This is a genomic window from Pseudomonas sp. Xaverov 83 (genome assembly GCF_019352905.1).
GTDB lineage: Bacteria > Pseudomonadota > Gammaproteobacteria > Pseudomonadales > Pseudomonadaceae > Aquipseudomonas > Aquipseudomonas yamanorum.
In genome coordinates, this window is sequence record NZ_JAAAFU010000017.1 from 1 (window position 1) to 21,412 (window position 21,412).

Sequence of the window (21,412 nt, forward strand, 5' to 3'; positions counted from 1 at the left end):
GGCAAAGACCTTTTGGTTACTTTTGGGGCGTTTGCCAAAAGTGACCCGCTGTAAGAGCGGAACCATAAGTAGCCGTTACCGCAGCAACGGATATGTACACAAAACCCAACCCCTGTTGGCCCACCTCTTGCTAAAGAATCCCCACAGGTAGCCAACGGCGGTTGCCCCCTCCACGACAAAGACGTCGCACACCCGGTTTGCCCTCGCGAACCCGGTGGCGGCGTTTTTTCGTTTTGGCCCCATAGCCCGGGGCCGGTGGGGCGGCCACAGCCGTTCCATCACCAGGCCTTCTCATAAGACCCCTTTACCGCTGAGGTGCGTGATGAAATCAAGCTTCTGGAAATCCGGCCACACCCCAACCCTGTTCGCCGCGTTCCTGTATTTCGACCTGAGTTTCATGGTCTGGTACCTGTTAGGCCCACTGGCGGTGCAAATCGCCGCCGACCTGCACCTCACCACCCAACAACGCGGCCTAGTGGTCGCCACGCCGATCCTCGCCGGCGCAGTGCTGCGCTTCCTGATGGGCATGCTCGCCGACAAGCTCTCCCCCAAGACCGCAGGCCTGATTGGTCAGGTGATCGTCATCTGCGCCCTCTTCGGCGCCTGGAAACTCGGGATTCACAGTTACGAACAAGCCCTGCTGCTGGGCATGTTCCTCGGCATGGCCGGCGCCTCGTTCGCCGTCGCGCTGCCCCTGGCGTCCCAGTGGTACCCCGCCGAGCATCAGGGCAAGGCCATGGGGATCGCCGGCGCCGGCAACTCCGGTACGGTATTCGCAGCCTTGCTGGCCCCCGTCCTGGCCGCCGCGTTTGGCTGGAGCAATGTGTTCGGCTTTGCGCTGATCCCGCTGATCCTGACCCTGATCGTCTTCGCCTGGCTCGCCCGCAATGCCCCACAACGGCCCAAAGCCAAGTCCATGGCCGATTACTTCAAGGCCCTGGGCGACCGCGACAGTTGGTGGTTCATGTTCTTCTACAGCGTGACCTTCGGCGGTTTTATCGGCCTGGCCAGCGCCCTGCCCGGCTACTTCAACGACCAATACGGCTTGAGCCCGGTCACCGCCGGTTACTACACCGCCGCCTGTGTGTTCGGCGGTAGCCTGATGCGGCCTTTGGGCGGCGCCCTGGCCGACCGTTTCGGCGGGATTCGCACCCTGCTCGGCATGTACGGCGTGGCCGCGATCTGCATCGCGGCGGTGGGTTTCAACCTGCCAAGTTCCTACGCCGCCCTGGCGCTATTCGTCTGCACCATGCTCGGTTTGGGTGCGGGTAACGGCGCAGTGTTCCAACTGGTGCCCCAGCGTTTTCATCGGGAGATTGGTGTGATGACCGGGCTGATCGGCATGGCCGGCGGCATCGGCGGTTTCGCCCTGGCGGCGGGCATGGGTGCGATCAAGCAAAGCACCGGCAGCTATCAACTGGCACTGTGGTTGTTCGCCAGCCTGGGCGTGCTGGCGTGGTTCGGCCTGTACGGCGTCAAGCGTCGCTGGAGAACCACCTGGGGCTCGGCAGCGGTGACGGCTGCCCGGGTCTGATGAGCCTGCAACTGAGCTTCGCCCAAGCCAGCGCCACCGGCCCTCGGCAGGAAAACCAGGACGCCTTGCGCCTGGTCACGCCGGCCCCGGAGCTGGCCGCCAGCAAAGGCTACCTGTGCGCCATCGCAGACGGCGTCAGCCAATGCGCCGATGGCGGACTGGCTGCTCGTTCGACCTTGCAAGCCCTGGCGCTGGACTACTACGCCACGCCGCAAACCTGGGGCGTGGCCCAGGCGCTGGAACGCTTGCTGGTGGCACAGAATCGCTGGCTGCAAGCCAACGGCGGCGGCCAGCCGTTGCTGACTACCCTGAGCGCTCTGGTATTTCGCGGCCAGCGTTTCACCCTGGCCCATGTGGGTGATTGCCGGGTGTATCGCTGGCTCGATGGCAAGCTGCAACGCCTCAGCGAAGAACACGTGTGGGAGCAACCGGGCATGCAGCATGTGCTCAAGCGCGCCATGGGCCTGGATCAGCATCTGGTACTGGATTTCCTCGACGGCGAGTTGCGGGCAGGTGAGTGTTTTCTACTGCTCAGCGACGGCGTGTGGGCAACCCTGGATGACAACCGCATCAGCGCAATCCTGCGGGAACAGTCGGATCTGAACCTCGTGGTCAACACCTTGGTCAGCACCGCGCATCTGGCGGGCAGCCAGGACAATGCCAGTGCCCTGCTGGTGCGCGTCGACCAGCTCGGCGCTGCCACCCTGGGTGATGCACTGGTGCAGCTGCAGCAATGGCCGCTGCCGCCGCCCCTGAAAGTCGGACAGCGCTTCGAAGGCTGGCAGGTGGAAGCGCTGCTGGGGCAAAGTCGCCAATCCCTGCTCTACCGGGTACGCGATGCCCAGCAACAGGCGTGGCTGCTGAAGACCTTGCCGGTCAGCCACGACGATGACGTATTCGCCGCCCAGGCATTGCTGTCGGAGGAATGGTTCCTGCGTCGGGTCGCCGGCCGTGCGTTTCCTGAAGTCCATCCGGCCAGTGGTCGCCAGCATTTGTACTACGTGATGCGTGAATACGCCGGGCAAACCCTGGCCGAATTGTTCAAGCACCAGGGCCCATTGCCCTTGGCGCAGTGGCAGTCCCTGGCCGAGCGCCAGTTGCGTGCCATCGGGATGCTGCACCGCCGACAAATCCTGCACCGTGACATCAAGCCGGAAAACCTGCTGCTGGGGGAAGACGGCGAATTGCGCGTGCTGGACTTCGGCCTGGCCTACTGCCCCGGGCTTTCCGAGGATCGCGCGCACCTGCTGCCTGGCACGCCGAGCTTTATCGCCCCGGAAGCCTTCAACGGCGAACGCCCTACCCCGCAACAGGATTTGTATAGCGTCGGGGTGACCTTGTATTACCTGCTCACCGGGCATTATCCCTACGGCGAAATCGAAGCTTTCCAACGCCCCAGGTTCACCGCGCCGGTCAGCGCCAGTCGTTACCGCCCCGACCTGCCCGACTGGCTGCAACAAAGTCTGGAGCGCGCGGTCGCCGCGCAACCCGAGCAACGTTATGAAACCGCCGAGGAATGGTTGCTGGTGTTAGAGCAGGCGGACCGCCGTGAGTTGAGCATTCGGCCAAAACCGCTGCTGGAACGCGAACCGCTGAAGGTCTGGCAGACGTTGGCCGTGCTGTCGCTGCTGATCAATCTGGTGCTGTTGTACTGGCTGCTGCACAACTAAGAGGCGAAATATCTCGAGACATCTCCGCCAGACCAAACAAATCCGGCCAAACCGCCACTTGGCACAACCACTGCATTAACTTTTCCATCAACACACATATAGCCGCACCTTCAACGTCGAAGGTCGCGCTTCCCGAGAGAACGGGACCAGGACAAAGGCGTCCTCGCTACTTACCTAGCGGGGACGCCTTTTTTTGTTGCGCACGATTTGTCGAGCCACTGCGGAGAACGACATGAAGAAACTCAAACTGGTGATGATCGGCAACGGCATGGCCGGGGTTCGCACCCTTGAAGAATTGCTCAAGCTGAGCAGCGACCTGTACGACATCACCGTCTTCGGCGCCGAGCCTCACACCAATTACAACCGCATCCTGCTCTCGCCGGTGCTGGCCGGTGAGCAGACCTTCGAAGAGATCGTGCTCAACGATTTGAGCTGGTACCTCGATAACAACATCAAGTTGCTGCTCAACCGCAAAGTGGTGCAGATCGACCGGGTCAAACGCAAGGTCATCGCCGAAGACGGCAGCGAGGCCGAGTACGATCGCCTGCTGATCGCCACCGGCTCCACGCCGTTTATCCTGCCGATCCCCGGCAATACGTTGCAGGGTGTGATCGGCTACCGCGACATCGCCGACACCCAAGCCATGATCAACACCGCCAAAACCCACAAGCACGCAGTGGTGATCGGCGGCGGGCTGCTGGGGCTGGAGGCGGCCAACGGCCTGATGCTGCGCGGTATGCACGTGACCGTGGTGCACATCGGCGAGTGGCTGTTGGAGCGGCAACTGGACAAGACCAGCGGCCAGTTGCTGCAAACCGAACTGGAAAGCCGCGGCCTGGTGTTCCGCCTGCAGGAACAGACCCAGGCCTTGCATGATGCCGGCAACGGTCGCGTCGGCTCGGTGCAATTCAAGAATGGCGATGTGATCCCCGCCGACCTGGTGGTGATGGCTGCGGGCATCCGCCCCAACACCGAACTCGCGGAAAAATCCGGCATCCCGTGCAACCGCGGGATTCTGGTCAACGACACCCTGCAAACCTACGACCCGCGCATCTATGCCATCGGCGAATGCGCCAGCCATCGCGGGATCGCCTATGGCCTGGTGGCACCTCTGTTCGAGCAGGCCAAGGTCTGCGCCAACCACCTCGCTCAGTTGGGTTTCGCGCGATACCAGGGTTCGGTGACCTCCACCAAATTGAAAGTCACCGGCATCGACCTGTTCTCCGCCGGGGATTTCATGGGCGGCGAAGGCATGGAAACCATCACCCTTTCCGACCCGATTGGAGGCGTCTACAAGAAGCTGGTGATCAAGGACGACATTCTCGTCGGCGCCTGCCTGTACGGCGACACCGCTGACGGCGGTTGGTATTTCCGGCAGATTCGTGAGAACCACGCCATTGGCGAGATTCGTGATCACCTTATGTTCGGCGAAAACGCCATTGGCGATGTAGGCCACCAGGGCCAGGACAAGGCGATGAGCATGGCCGACAGCGCTGAAGTCTGCGGCTGCAACGGCGTGTGCAAGGGCACCATCGTCAAGGCGATTCAGGAACATGGGCTGTTCAGCGTCGACGACGTGAAGAAGCACACCAAGGCCGCCAGCTCCTGCGGCTCTTGCGCCGGTTTGGTGGAACAGATCCTGATCAACACCGTGGGCGGCGCTGCCGACGTCAAACCGAAAAGCGAAAAAGCCATCTGCGGCTGCAGCGACCTCAACCACGGGCAAATCCGCCAGGCCATCCGCGACCAGCACCTGCTGACCATCGCCAGCACCATGAGCTACCTGAATTGGCGCACCCCGAACGGCTGCGCCACCTGCCGCCCGGCACTCAACTATTACCTGATTTCCACTTGGCCCGGCGAGGCGAAAGACGACCCGCAATCGCGCCTGATCAACGAGCGGGCCCACGCCAATATTCAGAAAGATGGCACCTACTCGGTAGTCCCGAGGATGTGGGGCGGTGTGACCAATCCGTCAGAACTGCGGCGCATCGCTGATGTGGCCGACAAGTACAACGTGCCGATGGTCAAGGTCACCGGCGGGCAGCGTATCGACTTGCTGGGCATCAAGAAGCAGGACTTGCCCGGTGTATGGAAGGATCTCGACATGCCGTCCGGCCATGCCTACGGCAAATCCATCCGCACCGTGAAGACCTGCGTGGGCAGCGAGTTCTGCCGCTTTGGTACGCAGAATTCCACACAGCTGGGGATTGAGCTGGAACATGACCTGTTCAATATGTGGTCGCCCCACAAGGTGAAACTGGCAGTGTCCGGCTGTCCGCGCAACTGCTCGGAAGCGGGGATCAAGGACGTGGGAATTATCGGCGTCGACTCCGGCTGGGAGATGTACATCGGCGGTAACGGCGGGATCAAGACCGAAGTGGCCGAGTTCTTCGTGAAGCTGAAAACCGCCGAAGAAGTGCGCGAATACAACGGCGCTTTCCTACAGCTCTACCGGGAAGAAGCCTTCTACCTGGAGCGCACCGTGCACTACTTGCAACGGGTGGGTATGGAGCACATCAAGAAGGCCGTACTGGAAGACCCGGCGCGGCGTCAGGCGCTTAACGAACGCCTGCAATTCTCCCTGTCGTTCGAACAAGACCCGTGGAAAGAACGCCTGGAACAGCCACTGCTGAAAAAGGAATTCGACACCATCCCCGTCAAACTGCTGGAGGTGCCGGCATGAACTGGCTGGATATCTGCGCCCTCGAAGAAATCAACGCCCTGGGTTCGCGCATCATCACCGGGCCCAAAGGCGACATCGCGATTTTTCGTACCAGTGACGACGAAGTTTTCGCCCTCGACGACCGCTGCCCCCACAAGGGCGGCCCACTGTCCCAGGGTTTGATCTACGGCAAGCGCGTCGCCTGCCCGCTGCATAATTGGCAGATCGACCTGGAATCCGGTGAAGCCCAGGCACCGGACGTCGGCTGCGCCCATCACCACCCGGCCCGCGTGGAAAACGGCCGGGTGATGCTGGCGCTGCGGGACGCCGGTTGATGAACCGCCAGACCACCGCGTCCACCTGCTGCTACTGCGGGGTCGGTTGCGGCGTGCTGATCGAACATGATGGCTCGCAAATTCTCGGTGTCAGTGGCGATCCGAGCCATCCGGCCAACTTCGGAAAATTGTGCAGCAAGGGTTCCAGCCTGCACCTCACCGGGGACCTTACGGCCCGTGCGTTGTACCCGGAACTGCGACTCGGCAAGGGCCTGGCCCGTACCCGCACGGACTGGGACACCGCCCTGGAGCACGCGGCCAATGTGTTCGCCGAAACCATCGCCGAACACGGGCCGGACAGCGTGGCGTTCTATATCTCCGGGCAATTGCTGACCGAGGATTACTACAGCTTCAACAAACTCGCGCGAGCGCTGGTGGGCACCAACAATATCGACAGCAACTCGCGGCTGTGCATGTCTTCGGCGGTGGTCGGCTACAAGCGCAGCCTGGGGGCTGATGCGCCGCCCTGCAGTTATGAGGACCTGGAGTCGAGCGACTGCGTGATGATCGTCGGCAGTAACATGGCCTACGCACATCCGGTGTTGTTCCGACGCCTGGAGGAAGCCAAGGCTCGTCGGCCACAGATGAAGGTGGTGGTGATTGATCCCCGGCGCACCGACACCTGCGACCTGGCGGACCTGCACCTGGCGATCCTGCCGGGTACGGATGTCGCGTTGTTCCATGGGATCTTGCACCTGTTGTTGTGGGAAGACTGGATCGACCGCGACTTTATCCAGGCCCACACCAACGGCCTGGTGGAGCTCAAACGCCTGGTTCACGACTACACGCCGCAGATGGTTACGCAGCTGTGCGGGATCAGTGTCGAGCAATTGCGGCTGTGCGCAGAATGGGTCGGCACCTCGGCGAGCTTCCTGTCGTTGTGGTGCATGGGGCTGAACCAGTCCACCGCAGGCAGCGCAAAGAACAGTGCGCTGATTAACCTGCATTTGGCGACCGGCACCATCGGCCGTCCTGGCTGTGGACCTTTCTCCCTGACGGGTCAGCCGAATGCCATGGGTGGACGGGAAACAGGAAGCTTGTCGAATCTGTTGCCGGGCCATCGCGAGGCTGCCAATCCTGAACATCGGGCAGAAGTGGCTGCGTATTGGGGTGTAGAACAACTTCCCGCCAGCACCGGGCTCACAGCCATCGAACTGTTTGAACAGATGCAGGCTGGCAAGATCAAGGCCCTGTGGATCGCCTGCACCAACCCCGCACAATCCCTGCCCGACCAGAACACCGTACGCCAGGCCTTGGAGGCATGTCCGTTCGTGGTGCTACAGGAAGCCTTTCGTACAACCGAGACAGCGCGTTTCGCCGACCTGTTGTTGCCCGCAGCGAGCTGGGGCGAGAAAGAAGGGACGGTCACCAACTCTGAACGGCGCATTTCCCACGTCCGGCAGGCCATCGTCCCACCAGGAGAGGCGCGGCCGGACTGGGCAATCACCGTGGATTTTGCCCAGCGCCTGGAGCGGCGTCTTCGTCCCGGAAAACCGGGTCTTTTTGCCTTTGAGCAACCGGCGCAGATCTTTGATGAATACAAATTGCTGACCTGTGGGCGCGACTTGGACCTCTCGGGTATCAGTCACGCCCTGCTGGACCGGATCGGCCCCCAGCAATGGCCCTTCCCGGCCGACGCGGTGAGCGGAACACCACGGCTGTACACCGACGGGATTTTCCCTACGGAGACTGGCCGGGCGCACTTTATCGCCGACCCTTATCGCGCCGCCAAGGAGCAGCGTGACGCGCGCTTCCCTCTGACCCTGATCACCGGGCGCCTTCGAGACCAATGGCATGGCATGAGCCGCACTGGTACCGCTGCGCAGCTGTTCGGGCATGTCAGTGAAGCGTTGCTCAGCCTGCACCCGGACGAGCTGCGCCGGCATCGTTTGAAGGAAGGCGACCTGATCAACCTGAAAAGTCGGCGCGGCAGCGTGATTGTCGCCGTCGGCAGTGATGACAGCGTGCGTCCCGGTCAGGCGTTCCTGCCGATGCACTGGGGCGACCGCTTTCTCAAAGGCGGTGTGAATGCGCTCACCCAGCCGGCGTTCGATCCGCTGTCCAAGCAGCCGGAGCTCAAACATAGCGGCGTGCGCCTGGAGGCGGTGCAACTGGCCTGGCACTTGTTTGCGCTGATCGAGGGCGATGTGCAGCAACACTTCGAAGCATTGCGACCGCTATGTGAGGGCTTTGCCTACGTCAGCCTGAGCCTGACCGGGCGCGAGCGGCCTGCCCTGCTGATTCGTGCGGCGCATCACGAGGCGCCTGCACTTGAGCTGCTCAAGCAGATTGACCAGTTGCTGGGCCTCAATGACGGTCCGGTCATGGCCTACGACGACCCGCGGCGCTCCATTGGCAAGCGGGTAAAAATTGAAAAGGGCCGTATCACCGCAATCCGCCTGGCCGGCGAAACCCTGGCTCGCCACTGGTTGCAAAGCCTGTGGCTGGAAGGCCGCACCGATGACACGTTACGACGTTGGCTGCTGGCGCCATTGAGTGCGCCACCGGGGGGTGGTTCCACCAGCAACAAGACATTGTGCAACTGCAAGAACGTCAGCGAAAACGCGGTCTGCGCCGGCATTGCCCGGGGCCTGGACCTGAATGGGCTGAAGCAGGAGTTGGGTTGCGGTACGCAATGCGGCTCCTGTGTGCCGGAAATCAAACGGCTATTGGCGAGCGGCACGCAGCCAATCGCGATCACAGTGTGAGGGAAGCATATGAGCGCAAAAGTCTGGCTGGTGGGCGCAGGTCCCGGCGATCCGGAGTTGCTGACACTCAAAGCGGTGAGAGCCCTGCGGGAAGCCGATGTGGTGCTGATTGATGACCTGGTCAACCCGGCGCTACTGGAGCATTGCCCCACTGCACGGCTGATCACCGTGGGTAAGCGCGGCGGCTGTCGTTCCACGCCGCAGGCGTTTATCCATCGCCTGATGTTGCGCTATGCCCGACAAGGCAAATGCGTGGTGCGGCTCAAGGGTGGCGATCCGTGCATTTTCGGTCGCGGCGGCGAAGAAGCGACGTGGCTCAGGCAGCAAGGGGTGGAAGTGGAGTTGGTCAACGGCATTACTGCGGGGCTGGCCGGGGCGACGAACTGTGATATCCCGCTGACGTTGCGGGGTGTCAGCCGAGGCGTCACGCTGGTTACGGCCCACACTCAGGACGACAGCAGCATCAATTGGCGGGCACTGGCCGAGGGCGGCACGACGCTGGTGATCTATATGGGGGTGGCGAAGCTGGGGGAGATTCGCCAGCAGTTGCTGGAAGGTGGCATGAGCGATGACATGCCGGTGGCGATGATTGAAAACGCCTCGTTGCCACATCAGCGTGAGTGCCGCAGCAGTCTTGCCCGGATGCAGGAAGATGCGCACGAATTTGCGCTCAAGAGCCCGGCGATCCTGGTGATTGGCCGGGTTGCCCAGGCGACACAAGCGGTTGAGGCCCTGGCCAGCGCCACCGCCTGAGGTAAATTGCAGGCGAAAAAAAGCCCGGCCTAAGCCGGGCTTTTTTCTACAACTCAGTAATTACTGAGCTGCTTGTGCTTCTACCGAGGCTTCTACGCGACGGTTGATAGCACGGCCAGCTTCAGTTGCGTTGTCAGCAACTGGGCGGGATTTGCCATAACCAACCGAGCTTACACGGTTAGGAGCAATACCGTCTTTGACCAGGACTTGCTTAACAGCGTCAGCACGACGCTGGGACAGCTTCTGGTTGTAAGCGTCAGGACCGACGGAGTCAGTGTGACCTTCAACAACGGTGGTGGTTTGTGGGTACTGTTTCATGAAGTCAGCGAGGTTTTTCACGTCGCCGTAGCTGTTAGGCTTAACAACCGACTTGTCGAAGTCGAACTTCACGTCCAGCTCAACACGAACAACCTGAGCAACCGGAGCTTCTGGCTCTGGAACTGGCTCTGGAGCTGGTGCTGGGGTAGGAGCTGGAGCAGTTTTACCAGCGTTGCCGCCGAAGTTTACGCCCAGGCCAACCAGTGCGGAGTAGTCCCACTTGCCGTTGTCGATAGCGTAGTCAGCTTCAACGCCAGCACGTGCGAACAGGTTGTCGGTGAAGTAGTACTTCACACCAGCGCCAGCGATAGCCAGAGTCGACTGATCGCGACCGCTGTGACCATCAGCCTGTACGTTGGTACGGCTCTGGTGGCCGAAACCGCCCTCTACGTATGGACGCAGGGAGTCGACGCCAGCTTGACCGAAGTGGTACTGGGCAGTAACGCTGCCGGTATCACCTTTGATCTTCTGGTTGCCAGTACCGTCGTTCGAACGGGTGTGGTTGGTAGTGTCGTAGTTCAGGTTGATCGACACGTCGTCGGTCAGGAAGTAACCGATGCTTGCGCCAGGATTGTAGCCGTCTTCGATATGCTTGACGCTATCGTTGAACTGCTTTTTGTAGAACAGCTGGCCTTCAACTGCGCCTTGACCTTGTGCCAGAGCGCCGAAGGAAGTAGCAGCAATAAGAGTACCAATGGCCAAGCCCAAGGTGTTTTTCAGTTTCATCCGTTAAATCCCCATCTGGTGATTGTAAAGCAGTCCCACATACCGGGGGACAACTCGGCGACAAGTCTAACAGAACTTGCCTACACGTAAGAGATATTTGCCACGCACTAAGTTTCAGTACTGCCCGCAAATTTCTCACGTAATTTATCAAGAGCGCGTTTGTAACGCATTTTTGTAGCACTCAAACCCATATGCATGATGTCAGCGATTTCCTGAAACTCCAGCTCTGCGACAAATCGTAGCACCAGAATTTCCCGGTCAATCGGATTCACATGCACCAACCAGCGATCGAGTCCGCCCTTTTCTTCCGAGGTTGGCGTCTTCTCTTCAGACGCTTCCTCAAGGGGGTCCAGACTCAAAGCGTCCATCAAGCGACGCTTTCGCCGTTCCTTCCGATACTGCGTGATGCACTCGTTGTACGTGATGCTGTAGAGCCATGTCTTGAACTTCGATTTGCCCTCGAAGTTCTTCAGGCCGTATAGCACCTTGAGCATCACTTCCTGACAGACATCATCCGCATCTCTATCGTTCCCTAAATACCTTGAACAAACGTTGAACAGAGTGCGTTGATACCTGCGCATCAATTCTTCATACGCGCGTGTTACGTGAAACAGCTCCGTGTGCGAGCGCGCGACCAACTCCTCATCAGAGAGCTCACGGGGGTCATAGCGCGTGGACAGCGTTTGGGCTTTATTCAAAACAAATCGTGCCGACAGTCAGGTCAATGTCCGCCACAGCCTGGATACCCAGGTTCGCGGCGGCGTACATTAGCAGGATTCGCCGGGTTAGCGGCTAGTCACATGCTGTTCCAGCAAGATCCGGTTTGAAAGCGACACCAGTTCGCCATCATCCGTCAGCACTGTCGTCTTGACCGTGCCGATCTCCTCGATCTGCCCTTCGACCTCGCCCACACGCACTTGTTGCCCAACCTGATATAGCTCACGCACATAGATTCCCGCAAGAATCTGCCCGGCAATTTCCCGGCTTCCCAACCCCATGGCCAGCGCAACGGCCAGACCAACGGTAATCAAAACAATCACAATCACGTGGTTCAGCAGGTCAGTTTTGACCTCCAACTGGCTGATCGCGACCGAAATACTGATAATAATCACCAGGCCCTGGGCAATTCGACCCAAGCCACTGGCGTAATCCAGCCCTACGCCTTCAGCCGCACCGCGCACCAGGCCATTGGCCAGTTGTGCCAGCAAAACCCCTACCAGTAACACCAGCGCGCCACCGAATACCTTCGGCAAATACAGCGCCAGCATGTCGAGAGTAGCTGAAACTCGCTCAAGTCCAAGGGATTCAGCCGCAGAAACCAGAAAAATCAGCAAAACAAACCAATAAACGATCTTGCCGATCAATGTCGAGATCGGTACCTGCAACCCGGCACGCCCCAGAATCTTGGTCAGGCCGGTACCACCCATCAATCGATCAAGACCCAGTTTAGCCAGCAATTTGGAGAGCAGGGTGTCGAGCAGCTTGGCCACGACGAAACCCAGCAGCACCACCACCAGTGCACCAAACAGGTTGGGAATGAAATTCGCCACCTTGGTCCACAACGCAGTCATTGCAGTTACCAGACTCTGAGTCCAGAGATCGAGTTCCATATTCATTCAGCCTTATCAGCAGTGCGAGCAAGAGGTTTACGACGGGAAACCGGTGAAACATGGGCCGAACCATTGTTCAAGGCCATCATCAACGCCGGCAACCAGCGACCAAGCAGACCGAACAGGTCCCCCGCCCCGACCTGGCGGTTGGCGGTTTTCAAAACGCGACCCAGGCAAGCATCGTCGTCCCGGTTGGACGGCGAGGCATTCAGCATGTCACGCAAAGACTGTTCGAACGGATCGTGCATAAAAGACCTCTCGCAAGTGATTTAAAAGACGAGGGTAAAATTCTTCGGGTCACATGACCTCTTTCCATGTTCAGGTCACATTCAGCTCAAACCCAACGTAACCGTCGAAACAACCACCACTGCCCAAGCGCCACCGAGACCATCATCAGGCAGGCAATCAGGAATCCATAAGGGCTGGAAGAGAACGGAATCCCCCCCACATTGATCCCCAGCAAACCGGTGAGAAAACTCATCGGCAGGAAGATCCCGGTGATGATTCCGAAGCGGTACATGGTGCGGTTCATGCGCAGGCTCAAACGCCGGTCTTCGGTCTCAAGCACAAGCCCCACGCGCTCCCGAGCCAATTCCAGCTCTTCCAGGTAACGGGTCAGGCTGTTGTTCAATTCGTTCCAGTAGTCAGCATCGTCGTCACAGAACCAGGGCAACTTGATCCGGGTCAACTGCGCGAAAATATCCCGCTGCGGCGACAGGAAACGTTTCAGCCCGGCGGCACGCCGACGGATCTGCAAAACGCTGCCATGCTCCGGGGTATACCGTTCGTCGGCATCCAGTTTTTCTTCTTCGATATCGACGATTTCGGACAGGTCGCTGACCAGATCCTGAACCTTGTTGGTCAGGTACTGCGCCATATAAAGGACCAGTTCCGAGGACGTCTTCGGCCCCTTGCCGTCCGCCAGTTGCACCAGCAACTCGTCGGTGGCGCGCAACGGGCGCAAGCGCAGGGAAATCACCCGCGCTGCCGAGGCAAAGATCCGCACCGAGACCATGTCTTCCGGTTCGGCGCCGGGATTGAGGTTCACCCCGCGTAAAAACAGCAGCAGTTCAGCGTCCGGCAGTGGCAACAGGCGCGGACGGGTGTTCTCCTCCAGCAGCAGGTCACAGGCGAACTCGCTCAAGCCACTGGATTTGCGCAACCAGGTCTGGGTCTGCGGGTGACTACGATCCCAATGCAGCCACAGGCTTTCCTGAGGCTGCAGTTGCAGCTCATCAAGCTCTGTCCGGGCAATCGAACGCGCACCACCTTTACCGTCCAGCACCAGGGCATGCACCAGCCCCCACTGCGCGTTTTCTTCCTCGAACATCCTCACCCCTGTCGGCTACTGCTGTTTATTCAGGCATTTTCAGCGGGCTGGGGGACACGATCACGCCGTTATTGTCAGCGTACACGTACTCACCTGGGCGGAAAGTAACGCCGGCGAATGTCACCGCCACGTTCAAATCGCCGATACCGCGCTTGTCAGTCTTCATTGGATGGCTGGCCAGGGCCTGCACGCCCAGGTCGGTTTGGGCGATCACGTCGACATCACGGATGCAGCCGTAGATCACCAGCCCTTCCCAGCCATTTTTCGCGGCTTTCTCGGCGATCATGTCGCCCAGCAACGCGCGGCGCAGGGAACCACCGCCATCGACCACCAGCACCTTGCCGGTGCCGTTGAGTTCGGCTTGTTCCTTGACCAGGGAATTGTCTTCAAAGCACTTGATGGTCACGATCTCGCCACCAAAGGAGTCTCGGCCGCCGAAATTGCTGAACATCGGCTCAACCACCTGCACCAGCTCCGGGTAGGCATCGCACAGGTCGGGGGTAAGGTAATGGTTCATCGAGAAACTCCTGTAGGTGAAAGAAGGTGTCAAACATCCCACTGTTTACTTACATCTGGAAACGCTTTGCCGTGAAGGTTCTTTAATCCGGGTCGAATAGTCGGGCCCATCGGACAGCAACGCAAGACCCACTGCACGACTGAATATGACCAGAACCACCCAACGCGTCATATCTTAGCCGCTACGGCAAACAAGCGAAACGCCCCTGATAGAGCCTTGCGCTCAAACTGCTGCGAGTTCCTGAGACTGCGCCTCCATCAAAGGTGTGAGCGGATCGTTCAACCAACGCCTCACTAACGGCCACACCTCAGCCTGTGCGGCCTTGCTGACAAGCATCTCAACATGCCCGAAATCCCCGCTGAACCCTTGCTGACGCCCCAGGCACAGGTACTGGCGATGCTCGGAGCCGATCTGTTCGAAGAGCTTGCGACAGGCCCAGTCCGGGTCCTGGTGATCGCCGGCAGCGCCCACCGCCAATAGCGGCACGTCAACATCTGCCAGGCCTTTCCACCAGTCCTGCTTCCCTTCGCCAAAACGGCCGAACAGACCATTCCAGCGCATGGCTTCAATCAAAACGCCCGCCGGCTCGTCCTCTGGGCCACGTTTCAGCCGGGAGCCAGACAACTCGCCAAAACGCTTCAAGAGCAGCCGGCCGGTCCATTCCACCGGTGGCAGTTTCAACGGCCAATGGGTGCGGCTGACCTGGCAGCCAAACAGCGCCACCGAGGCCACCGCCGGCGCGCCCAGATGCTGTCCACCCAGGGCGGCAGCCAAGGTCGTGCCACCCAGGGAATGCCCGATCCAGTGGGGAATCTGCCCGCTTTGCTCACGCACAAAGGCCGCAATAGCCGGCAAATCGTAGCGCGCATAGTCGGCGACGCGATTTTTGGCATAGGCCTGATTACGCCGGGACAGCCCATGGCCGCGCATTTCCGGGATCCAGACGTCGAACCCCTCGCGCGCCAGGTAGGCACCCAGGCCGATGCCCTTGGGCGAATACCAGAAGCGTCGGTTGGAGAAACTGCCGTGCAACAAAACCACCGGCACGCCCCGGTTTTCCGGGACATCAGCCAGGCCCAGGCGGGTCACGGCCAGCTCGACAGTGCCGTCGGGGCTGTTGCCGGGTTTCAGCCGATACACGTCTTCACTCAGGTCGCCACGACGCTCAGCGCTGATCAAGGCGACGGGAAACAGGTTGCTGCTGCTTTGCATAATGCTCTTGCACAAAAAAGGGCGGCGTCCGGAAGGAGTTCCGCCCTGTACAGAATGAGAAATGCCGGCCAACCGCAAGGTTGACCGGCACTTTTGGGTGCTGCGTTTTACGCCGGCGTTTGGCCTTCAGCCAGGAAGAACCAGGTTTCCAGTACGGAATCGGGGTTCAGCGAGACGCTTTCGATGCCCTGTTCCATCAGCCATTTGGCCAGGTCCGGGTGATCGGAAGGGCCTTGGCCGCAGATCCCGATGTACTTGCCAGCCTTGTTGCACGCCTGGATGGCGTTGGCCAACAGCTTCTTGACCGCAGGGTTACGCTCGTCAAACAGGTGGGCAATGATCCCCGAGTCGCGGTCCAGGCCCAGGGTCAGCTGAGTCAGGTCGTTGGAGCCGATGGAGAAGCCGTCGAAGAACTCCAGGAACTCTTCGGCCAGGATGGCGTTGGACGGCAACTCGCACATCATGATGACGCGCAGGCCGTTCTCGCCACGGGACAGGCCGTTTTCAGCCAGCAGGTCCACCACTTGGCTTGCCTCACCCAGGGTGCGTACGAACGGCACCATGATTTCGACGTTGGTCAGGCCCATTTCGTTGCGCACGCGCTTGAGAGCACGGCATTCCAGCTCGAAGCAGTCGCGGAAGGCTTCGCTGATGTAACGCGAGGCGCCACGGAAGCCCAGCATCGGGTTTTCTTCTTCCGGCTCGTAGAGCTTGCCGCCGATCAGGTTCGCGTATTCGTTGGACTTGAAGTCCGACAGCCGCACGATGACCTTTTTCGGGTAGAACGCCGCCGCCAGGGTGCTGATGCCTTCCACCAGTTTCTCGACGTAGAAGCCCACCGGGTCGTTGTAGCCGGCGATGCGCTTGTCGACGCTTTCCTTGATGTCCGGCGGCAGGCCGTCGTAGTTCAACAACGCCTTGGGGTGCACGCCGATCATGCGGTTGATGATGAACTCCAGGCGGGCCAGGCCCACACCGGCGTTCGGCAACTGCGCGAAGTCGAAGGCGCGGTCCGGGTTGCCGACGTTCATCATGATCTTGAACGGCAGGTCCGGCATGGCGTCGATGGAGTTTTGCTTGATGTCGAAGCCCAGCTCACCTTCGAAGATAAAGCCGGTGTCGCCTTCCGCGCAGGATACGGTCACGCCCTGGCCGTCTTTCAACAGTTGGGTCGCGTTGCCGCAGCCCACCACTGCCGGAATCCCCAGTTCACGGGCGATGATCGCCGCGTGGCAGGTGCGCCCGCCACGGTTGGTGACGATGGCGCTGGCGCGTTTCATCACCGGTTCCCAGTCCGGGTCGGTCATGTCGGAGACCAGTACGTCGCCAGGCTGGACCTTGTCCATCTCGGACACGTCCTTGATGATCCGCACCTTGCCGGCGCCGATGCGCTGGCCAATGGCACGGCCTTCCACCAGCACGGTGCCGGTTTCTTTCAACAGGTAGCGTTCCATGACGTTGGCCGAAGTGCGGCTCTTCACGGTTTCAGGACGGGCCTGAACGATGTACAGCTTGCCGTCGTCGCCGTCTTTGGCCCATTCGATGTCCATCGGACACTTGTAGTGCTTCTCGATGATCATCGCTTGCTTGGCCAACTCGCTGACTTCGGCGTCGGTCAGGCAGAAACGCGCGCGTTCGGCCTTGTCGACATCAACGGTTTTCACCGAGCGACCGGCCTTGGCCTCGTCGCCGTAGATCATCTTGATCGCCTTGCTGCCCAGGTTGCGGCGCAGGATGGCCGGGCGGCCGGCTTCAAGGGTGTGTTTGTGGACGTAGAATTCGTCCGGGTTCACCGCGCCTTGTACGACGGTTTCGCCGAGGCCGTAGGCGCCGGTGATGAACACCACGTCGCGGAAGCCCGATTCAGTGTCCAGGGTGAACATCACGCCGGCGGTGCCGGTTTCCGAACGCACCATGCGCTGCACACCGGCAGACAGGGCCACCAGCTTGTGGTCGAAACCCTGGTGTACGCGGTAGGAAATGGCGCGATCGTTAAAGAGGGAGGCAAATACTTCCTTGGCCGCGCGGATCACGTTTTCCACGCCGCGGATGTTCAGGAAGGTTTCCTGCTGGCCGGCAAAGGAGGCGTCTGGCAAGTCTTCGGCGGTGGCCGAGGAGCGCACGGCGACGGCCATGTCCGGGTTACCGGCCGACAGCGTGGCAAACGCGGTGCGGATCTCGGCGTTGAGCTTCTCGGGGAACTCGGCTTCCATGATCCATTGACGGATCTGGGCACCGGTCTTGGCCAGGGCGTTGACGTCATCGACGTCCAACGCATCGAGGGCGGCGTGGATCTGATCGTTGAGGCCGCTCAACTCGAGGAAATCACGGTAAGCCTGGGCGGTGGTGGCAAAACCACCTGGCACCGATACACCGGCGCCCGCAAGATTACTGATCATCTCGCCCAGGGATGCGTTCTTGCCCCCTACGTGCTCTACATCATGGACGCCGAGCTTATCGAGGGAAACTACGTACTCTACCAAGGTGATCTCTCCACTTTCTGTGTTGGAAAAGCTCAGGACGCCGGCGGCTCAGTAGGAGCAGTTACCGGCGTTTGTGGCCTGGACCTGGAAAATAAGTGAGAATGCGGCCCACTGCGGGACGGCAAAATCGCGCCTATCATATCCAAGATTCGTCATCAGCTTAAGGCCCAAGGCTCAAATGAAACGATCTGCTTTCTTTATCTCCGACGGCACCGGCATTACAGCCGAAACCCTGGGTCAAAGCCTGCTGGCGCAGTTCGAAAACATTACCTTCAGCAAATTCACGCGACCCTATATCGATAGCGTGGATAAAGCGCGGGCCATGGTACAACAAATCAATCTGGCCGCCGAAAAAGACGGATTTCGTCCGATCATTTTCGACACCATCGTCAATCAGGACATTCGTGAGATCCTCGCCACCTCCAATGGTTTCATGATCGACATCTTCTCTACCTTCCTGGCGCCGCTGGAACAAGAGTTAAGTGAACATTCGTCATACTCCGTCGGAAAATCTCACTCCATCGGCCACAACTCCAACTATATGGAGCGGATCGAGGCGGTGAACTTCGCCCTCGACAACGACGATGGCGCCCGCACCCACTACTACGACAAGGCTGATTTGATCCTGGTGGGCGTGTCCCGCTGCGGCAAGACGCCGACCTGCCTTTATATGGCCATGCAATTCGGGATTCGCGCGGCCAACTACCCGCTGACCGAAGACGACATGGAGCACCTGACACTGCCAAGCGCCCTGCGCGCGCACCAGCACAAGCTGTTCGGGCTGACCATTGACCCGGACCGGCTGACGGCGATCCGTAACGAGCGCAAGCCCAACAGCCGTTACTCCAGCTATGCGCAGTGCGAATTTGAAGTGAGGGAAGTGGAAAACCTGTTCCGCCGGGAAAATATTGCGCACATCAATTCCACGCATTTTTCGGTGGAAGAGATTTCGGCGAAGATTCTGGTGGAGAAAGGGGTGGAGCGGCGGTTTAAGTAAATACGCTCTCTGGCCAAGGTGCTTGTGTGGCGAGGGAGCTTGCTCCCTCGCCACAGAGGCCATGTTCACAACAAGCTGTTGGGTTCACAGGTGAAACCGCCCTCCCCCCTGCCCCAGCGCTGTCGCCAGCGCATCAAACCCATCCAGCAGCAACTGATCATCTCCCGACGTATTGCAGATACTCGCCCGGATAAACTGCGGCACCGCCGTCTGCCCCACCGCAAACGCCTCGGCTGTCGCGATCAGGTAATTGTTCTGCTTCAACTCCGCCTCGATTTCCGACGCGCGCCACGGCTCCGGGACTTCGATCCAGAAGTGCGGGCTGTTCAGGTGAGTGCGGTACTCCAGCCCGATCAACAACCCTTCAACCAACGCCTTGCGGCGGCTGATTTCCTGAATCTGCTGGTGCAGCAGGTGTTCTGCCGTGCCGTTCTCAATCCACTGCGTGGCCAATTCCAGGGTGACCGGCGTGGCCATCCAACAGGTGGAACGCAAGGCCGCAGAAATCCGGCTGACCAGCGCCGGCGGTGCGTGTACGTACCCAACGCGCAACCCCGCCGACACCGCCTTGCTCAGGCTGCTGATCAGAATCGTACGCTCCGGGGCGAAATGGCTCAGGGGCGGCGGGCGGTCTTCCACCAGCACACCGTGGGCCTCGTCCTCAAGAATCAGCAGGTTGTGTTCACGGCAGACCTTGACCAGCGCCTCACGGCGCGCGACCGACAGCACCGCTGTCGTAGGATTCTGGATGGTCGGCGTGCAGTACAACGCCGAAACCCGGTGATTGCGACAGACTTCATCCAGCGCCCCTGGCAGCAGCCCTTCTTCATCCATTTCCAGGCCGATCAGGCGTATTCCCAGCATGCGCGCGGCGGTGATCAGCCCCGGGTAGGTCAACTGTTCGGTGACCACCGTGTCCCCCGCCCGTAACAGTGCCATCAGTGCGCACAGCAGCCCATGCTGGCCACCGTTCACGCAGATCACTTGCTCGGGAATCGGATGGAAGTCCCGCTGCACCAGCCACTGGGCACCCGCTGCCCGGTAGCGCGGCAGGCCGGCATCCGGGGTGTAGGCACTGATGTCCTGCAAAAACTTGGCGTTGGTGGCCAGCGTCTGGAAGCTCTGGGCCAGGAACGTGGTCTCCTGCCCCGGGATATGCATATTGCGGCTCATATCAAAGTATTGCCGCGGCTCGTCGCTGAAGTTGCGAAAGCCTTCATCCCGCTGGCGTTCCATCCCACGCTTGCGCACGAAGGTGCCGTCACCCACGCGCGCCACCACCAGCCCCAGCCGCTCCAGCTCACCGTAGGCTCGGCTGATGGTGCCGATAGTGACCCCCAGATTGTCGGAAAGCACCCGATGAGGCGGCAGCTTTCTTCCCGGTTCAATCAAGCCTTCAAGAATGCCCCGCTCCATGACATCGGACAGGCGCTTGTACTTCACACCCTGCCCGTTGGAGAGTCCTTCTCGCATAATTGACACCATGTCAATATTTGTTTTGACAGCCATCTTTCGCCCTAATAGTGTGCTTTTACGGGTTCAATCACCGAATCAAGGCACTCAATATAGAGGTCAATTCGGTCTCATGGAAGCAATGTCACGATGCCAATGTCCGCCGTTCTCGAAAATGCTGAAAAAACAAAAACTCACAAGCAGTGGTTGGCTGGGCTGATAACCAGTGTGATGTTCCTGATCGTGTGCCTGAGCTGGGGCACCACCTGGCTGGGCATCAAGATCGCCGTGGAGAGCGTGCCGCCGCTGACCTCTGCCGGGCTGCGGTTCTTGATCGCGTTTCCGCTGTTCCTGTGTTTCGCCTGGGTGCGCCGCGAGCCGATTCTGTTTCCCCGGGAAAGCCGCTGGTTCTTCGTGTTTGTGACGCTGTCCTACTTCAGCGTTCCGTATTACTTGCTCAACTACGGCGAGATGCATGTCTCGTCTGGACTCACCGCGCTGCTGTTCAGCTGCATGCCGGTGTTTATCCTGATTTTCTCCGCGCTGTTCCTGCGCGAGCGCATCTACTTTTCCCAAGTGGTCGGTATCGCCATCGGTTTCGGCAGCCTGTACATGATCATCAAGAGCCAGGGCCTGCACCTGGACCATGCCGAGTTCTTCGGGGTGCTGGCAATCCTGGCCGCCGCGATCATGCATGCCTTGTGCTACGTGATTACCAAGAAACAAGGCAGCGCCATCAGCGTGATCACCTACAACACCCTGCCCATCGGCATCGCCGGGCTGATGCTGTTTGTCGCCGGGCTGTGGTTTGAAACCCCGACGTTCGAAGACATCACTCTGCGCTCCTGGAGTGCGCTGTTCTACCTTGGCCTGGTGGCGTCGGTGGGCGGGTTTATCGTGTATTTCATGCTGCTCAAGCGCCTGAGCCCGATCATTTTGTCCTTCGTGTTCATCATCTTCCCGGTGTTCGCGGTGATCATCGGTGCCTGGTACGAAGGCGTGCAGATCTCCAAGGACCTGATGATGTATTCGGCGATCCTGCTGGCCGGTTTTGCCATCACCAAGCTGCCCATCGAAAAGCTCCTGGCGAAGAAAAACTGAG

The 21,412-nt window shown here is 59.9% G+C and carries 17 protein-coding genes; 8 read left to right on the forward strand and 9 right to left on the reverse strand.

All coding sequences use genetic code 11. The features are described 5' to 3' along the window. The first annotated feature begins 322 nt into the window (after nt 1-322). The 6 genes from K0H47_RS07300 (at nt 323) to cobA (ending at nt 9,665) form a co-directional block, all read left to right on the forward strand. Nucleotides 323-1,534 carry a NarK/NasA family nitrate transporter gene (locus K0H47_RS07300; protein WP_093200446.1) on the forward strand — a complete coding sequence of 404 codons (1,212 nt, stop codon included), beginning with the start codon at nt 323-325 and terminating at the stop codon, nt 1,532-1,534. Continuing rightward, nucleotides 1,534-3,204 carry a bifunctional protein-serine/threonine kinase/phosphatase gene (locus K0H47_RS07305; RefSeq protein WP_219272285.1) on the forward strand — a complete coding sequence of 557 codons (1,671 nt, stop codon included), beginning with the start codon at nt 1,534-1,536 and terminating at the stop codon, nt 3,202-3,204. The genes K0H47_RS07300 and K0H47_RS07305 overlap by 1 nt, the downstream gene beginning before the upstream one ends. A gap of 232 nt (nt 3,205-3,436) precedes the next feature. Further along, nucleotides 3,437-5,890: a nitrite reductase large subunit NirB gene (gene nirB / locus K0H47_RS07310; protein ID WP_219272287.1), complete on the forward strand. Its 2,454-nt coding sequence runs from the start codon at nt 3,437-3,439 to the stop codon at nt 5,888-5,890. Beyond that, a complete protein-coding gene (gene nirD / locus K0H47_RS07315) occupies nt 5,887-6,204 on the forward strand; it encodes a nitrite reductase small subunit NirD (protein WP_063032355.1) in 318 nt (105 codons plus the stop codon). The genes nirB and nirD overlap by 4 nt, the downstream gene beginning before the upstream one ends. Further along, complete coding sequence (locus K0H47_RS07320) at nt 6,204-8,912, forward strand: nitrate reductase (RefSeq protein WP_219272288.1); 2,709 nt, start codon at nt 6,204-6,206, stop codon at nt 8,910-8,912. The genes nirD and K0H47_RS07320 overlap by 1 nt, the downstream gene beginning before the upstream one ends. A gap of 9 nt (nt 8,913-8,921) precedes the next feature. Continuing rightward, the gene (gene cobA / locus K0H47_RS07325; protein WP_219272290.1) at nt 8,922-9,665 is read left to right on the forward strand and encodes a uroporphyrinogen-III C-methyltransferase; all 744 of its coding nucleotides are present in this window, start codon (nt 8,922-8,924) and stop codon (nt 9,663-9,665) included. Nucleotides 9,666-9,725: 60 nt separating this feature from the next. Here the strand turns inward: cobA and K0H47_RS07330 are convergent, their stop codons facing one another. The 8 genes from K0H47_RS07330 to ppsA all read right to left on the reverse strand — a co-directional run bounded on the left by K0H47_RS07330 (nt 9,726) and on the right by ppsA (nt 17,861). Beyond that, nucleotides 9,726-10,709 carry an OmpA family protein gene (locus K0H47_RS07330; RefSeq protein ID WP_201142812.1) on the reverse strand — a complete coding sequence of 328 codons (984 nt, stop codon included), beginning with the start codon at nt 10,707-10,709 and terminating at the stop codon, nt 9,726-9,728. A 107-nt stretch (nt 10,710-10,816) separates the two neighbouring features. Continuing rightward, entirely contained in the window at nt 10,817-11,407 is a 591-nt protein-coding gene (gene sigX / locus K0H47_RS07335) for an RNA polymerase sigma factor SigX (RefSeq protein ID WP_063032363.1), read from the reverse strand. A gap of 87 nt (nt 11,408-11,494) precedes the next feature. Further along, complete coding sequence (locus tag K0H47_RS07340) at nt 11,495-12,319, reverse strand: mechanosensitive ion channel domain-containing protein (protein ID WP_008432650.1); 825 nt, start codon at nt 12,317-12,319, stop codon at nt 11,495-11,497. Between the two features lie 2 nt (nt 12,320-12,321). After that, entirely contained in the window at nt 12,322-12,567 is a 246-nt protein-coding gene (locus tag K0H47_RS07345; protein WP_003215011.1) for a hypothetical protein, read from the reverse strand. An 86-nt stretch (nt 12,568-12,653) separates the two neighbouring features. Beyond that, nucleotides 12,654-13,649: a zinc transporter ZntB gene (locus K0H47_RS07350; protein WP_063032365.1), complete on the reverse strand. Its 996-nt coding sequence runs from the start codon at nt 13,647-13,649 to the stop codon at nt 12,654-12,656. Between the two features lie 25 nt (nt 13,650-13,674). Next, on the reverse strand, nt 13,675-14,166 hold the full coding sequence (gene rraA / locus K0H47_RS07355; RefSeq protein ID WP_093200463.1) for a ribonuclease E activity regulator RraA: 492 nt from the start codon (nt 14,164-14,166) through the stop codon (nt 13,675-13,677). A gap of 222 nt (nt 14,167-14,388) precedes the next feature. Next, nucleotides 14,389-15,378 (reverse strand): alpha/beta fold hydrolase, encoded by a 990-nt coding sequence (locus K0H47_RS07360; protein ID WP_219272291.1) that lies wholly within the window; start codon nt 15,376-15,378, stop codon nt 14,389-14,391. Nucleotides 15,379-15,485: 107 nt separating this feature from the next. Next, nucleotides 15,486-17,861: a phosphoenolpyruvate synthase gene (gene ppsA, locus K0H47_RS07365; protein WP_063032371.1), complete on the reverse strand. Its 2,376-nt coding sequence runs from the start codon at nt 17,859-17,861 to the stop codon at nt 15,486-15,488. A gap of 178 nt (nt 17,862-18,039) precedes the next feature. Between ppsA and K0H47_RS07370 the strand changes: the two genes are divergently transcribed. Further along, nucleotides 18,040-18,858, forward strand: a complete 819-nt coding sequence (locus K0H47_RS07370; RefSeq protein WP_003215001.1) for a pyruvate, water dikinase regulatory protein — start codon at nt 18,040-18,042, stop codon at nt 18,856-18,858. 84 nt (nt 18,859-18,942) lie between these two features. On the opposite strand, the gene K0H47_RS07375 is transcribed toward K0H47_RS07370, so the two are convergent. Continuing rightward, entirely contained in the window at nt 18,943-20,367 is a 1,425-nt protein-coding gene (locus K0H47_RS07375) for a PLP-dependent aminotransferase family protein (protein WP_017479080.1), read from the reverse strand. Between the two features lie 150 nt (nt 20,368-20,517). Here K0H47_RS07375 and K0H47_RS07380 point away from each other — a divergent pair, with 150 nt between their 5' ends. Next, the gene (locus K0H47_RS07380; protein WP_167410167.1) at nt 20,518-21,411 is read left to right on the forward strand and encodes a DMT family transporter; all 894 of its coding nucleotides are present in this window, start codon (nt 20,518-20,520) and stop codon (nt 21,409-21,411) included. The last annotated feature ends 1 nt before the right edge of the window (nt 21,412 follow it).

Bases quoted from the DNA above. Each gene is read 5' to 3' on its own strand.
- K0H47_RS07345 (WP_003215011.1), bottom strand. From the start codon at position 12,567: ATGCACGATCCGTTCGAACAGTCTTTGCGTGACATGCTGAATGCCTCG.
- rraA (WP_093200463.1), bottom strand. From the start codon at position 14,166: ATGAACCATTACCTTACCCCCGACCTGTGCGATGCCTACCCGGAGCTG.
- K0H47_RS07360 (WP_219272291.1), bottom strand. From the start codon at position 15,378: ATGCAAAGCAGCAGCAACCTGTTTCCCGTCGCCTTGATCAGCGCTGAG.
- K0H47_RS07305 (WP_219272285.1), top strand. From the start codon at position 1,534: ATGAGCCTGCAACTGAGCTTCGCCCAAGCCAGCGCCACCGGCCCTCGG.
- K0H47_RS07330 (WP_201142812.1), bottom strand. From the start codon at position 10,709: ATGAAACTGAAAAACACCTTGGGCTTGGCCATTGGTACTCTTATTGCT.
- K0H47_RS07300 (WP_093200446.1), top strand. From the start codon at position 323: ATGAAATCAAGCTTCTGGAAATCCGGCCACACCCCAACCCTGTTCGCC.
- K0H47_RS07350 (WP_063032365.1), bottom strand. From the start codon at position 13,649: ATGTTCGAGGAAGAAAACGCGCAGTGGGGGCTGGTGCATGCCCTGGTG.
- K0H47_RS07340 (WP_008432650.1), bottom strand. From the start codon at position 12,319: ATGGAACTCGATCTCTGGACTCAGAGTCTGGTAACTGCAATGACTGCG.
- K0H47_RS07320 (WP_219272288.1), top strand. From the start codon at position 6,204: ATGAACCGCCAGACCACCGCGTCCACCTGCTGCTACTGCGGGGTCGGT.
- nirD (WP_063032355.1), top strand. From the start codon at position 5,887: ATGAACTGGCTGGATATCTGCGCCCTCGAAGAAATCAACGCCCTGGGT.
- cobA (WP_219272290.1), top strand. From the start codon at position 8,922: ATGAGCGCAAAAGTCTGGCTGGTGGGCGCAGGTCCCGGCGATCCGGAG.
- K0H47_RS07375 (WP_017479080.1), bottom strand. From the start codon at position 20,367: ATGGCTGTCAAAACAAATATTGACATGGTGTCAATTATGCGAGAAGGA.
- nirB (WP_219272287.1), top strand. From the start codon at position 3,437: ATGAAGAAACTCAAACTGGTGATGATCGGCAACGGCATGGCCGGGGTT.
- K0H47_RS07370 (WP_003215001.1), top strand. From the start codon at position 18,040: ATGAAACGATCTGCTTTCTTTATCTCCGACGGCACCGGCATTACAGCC.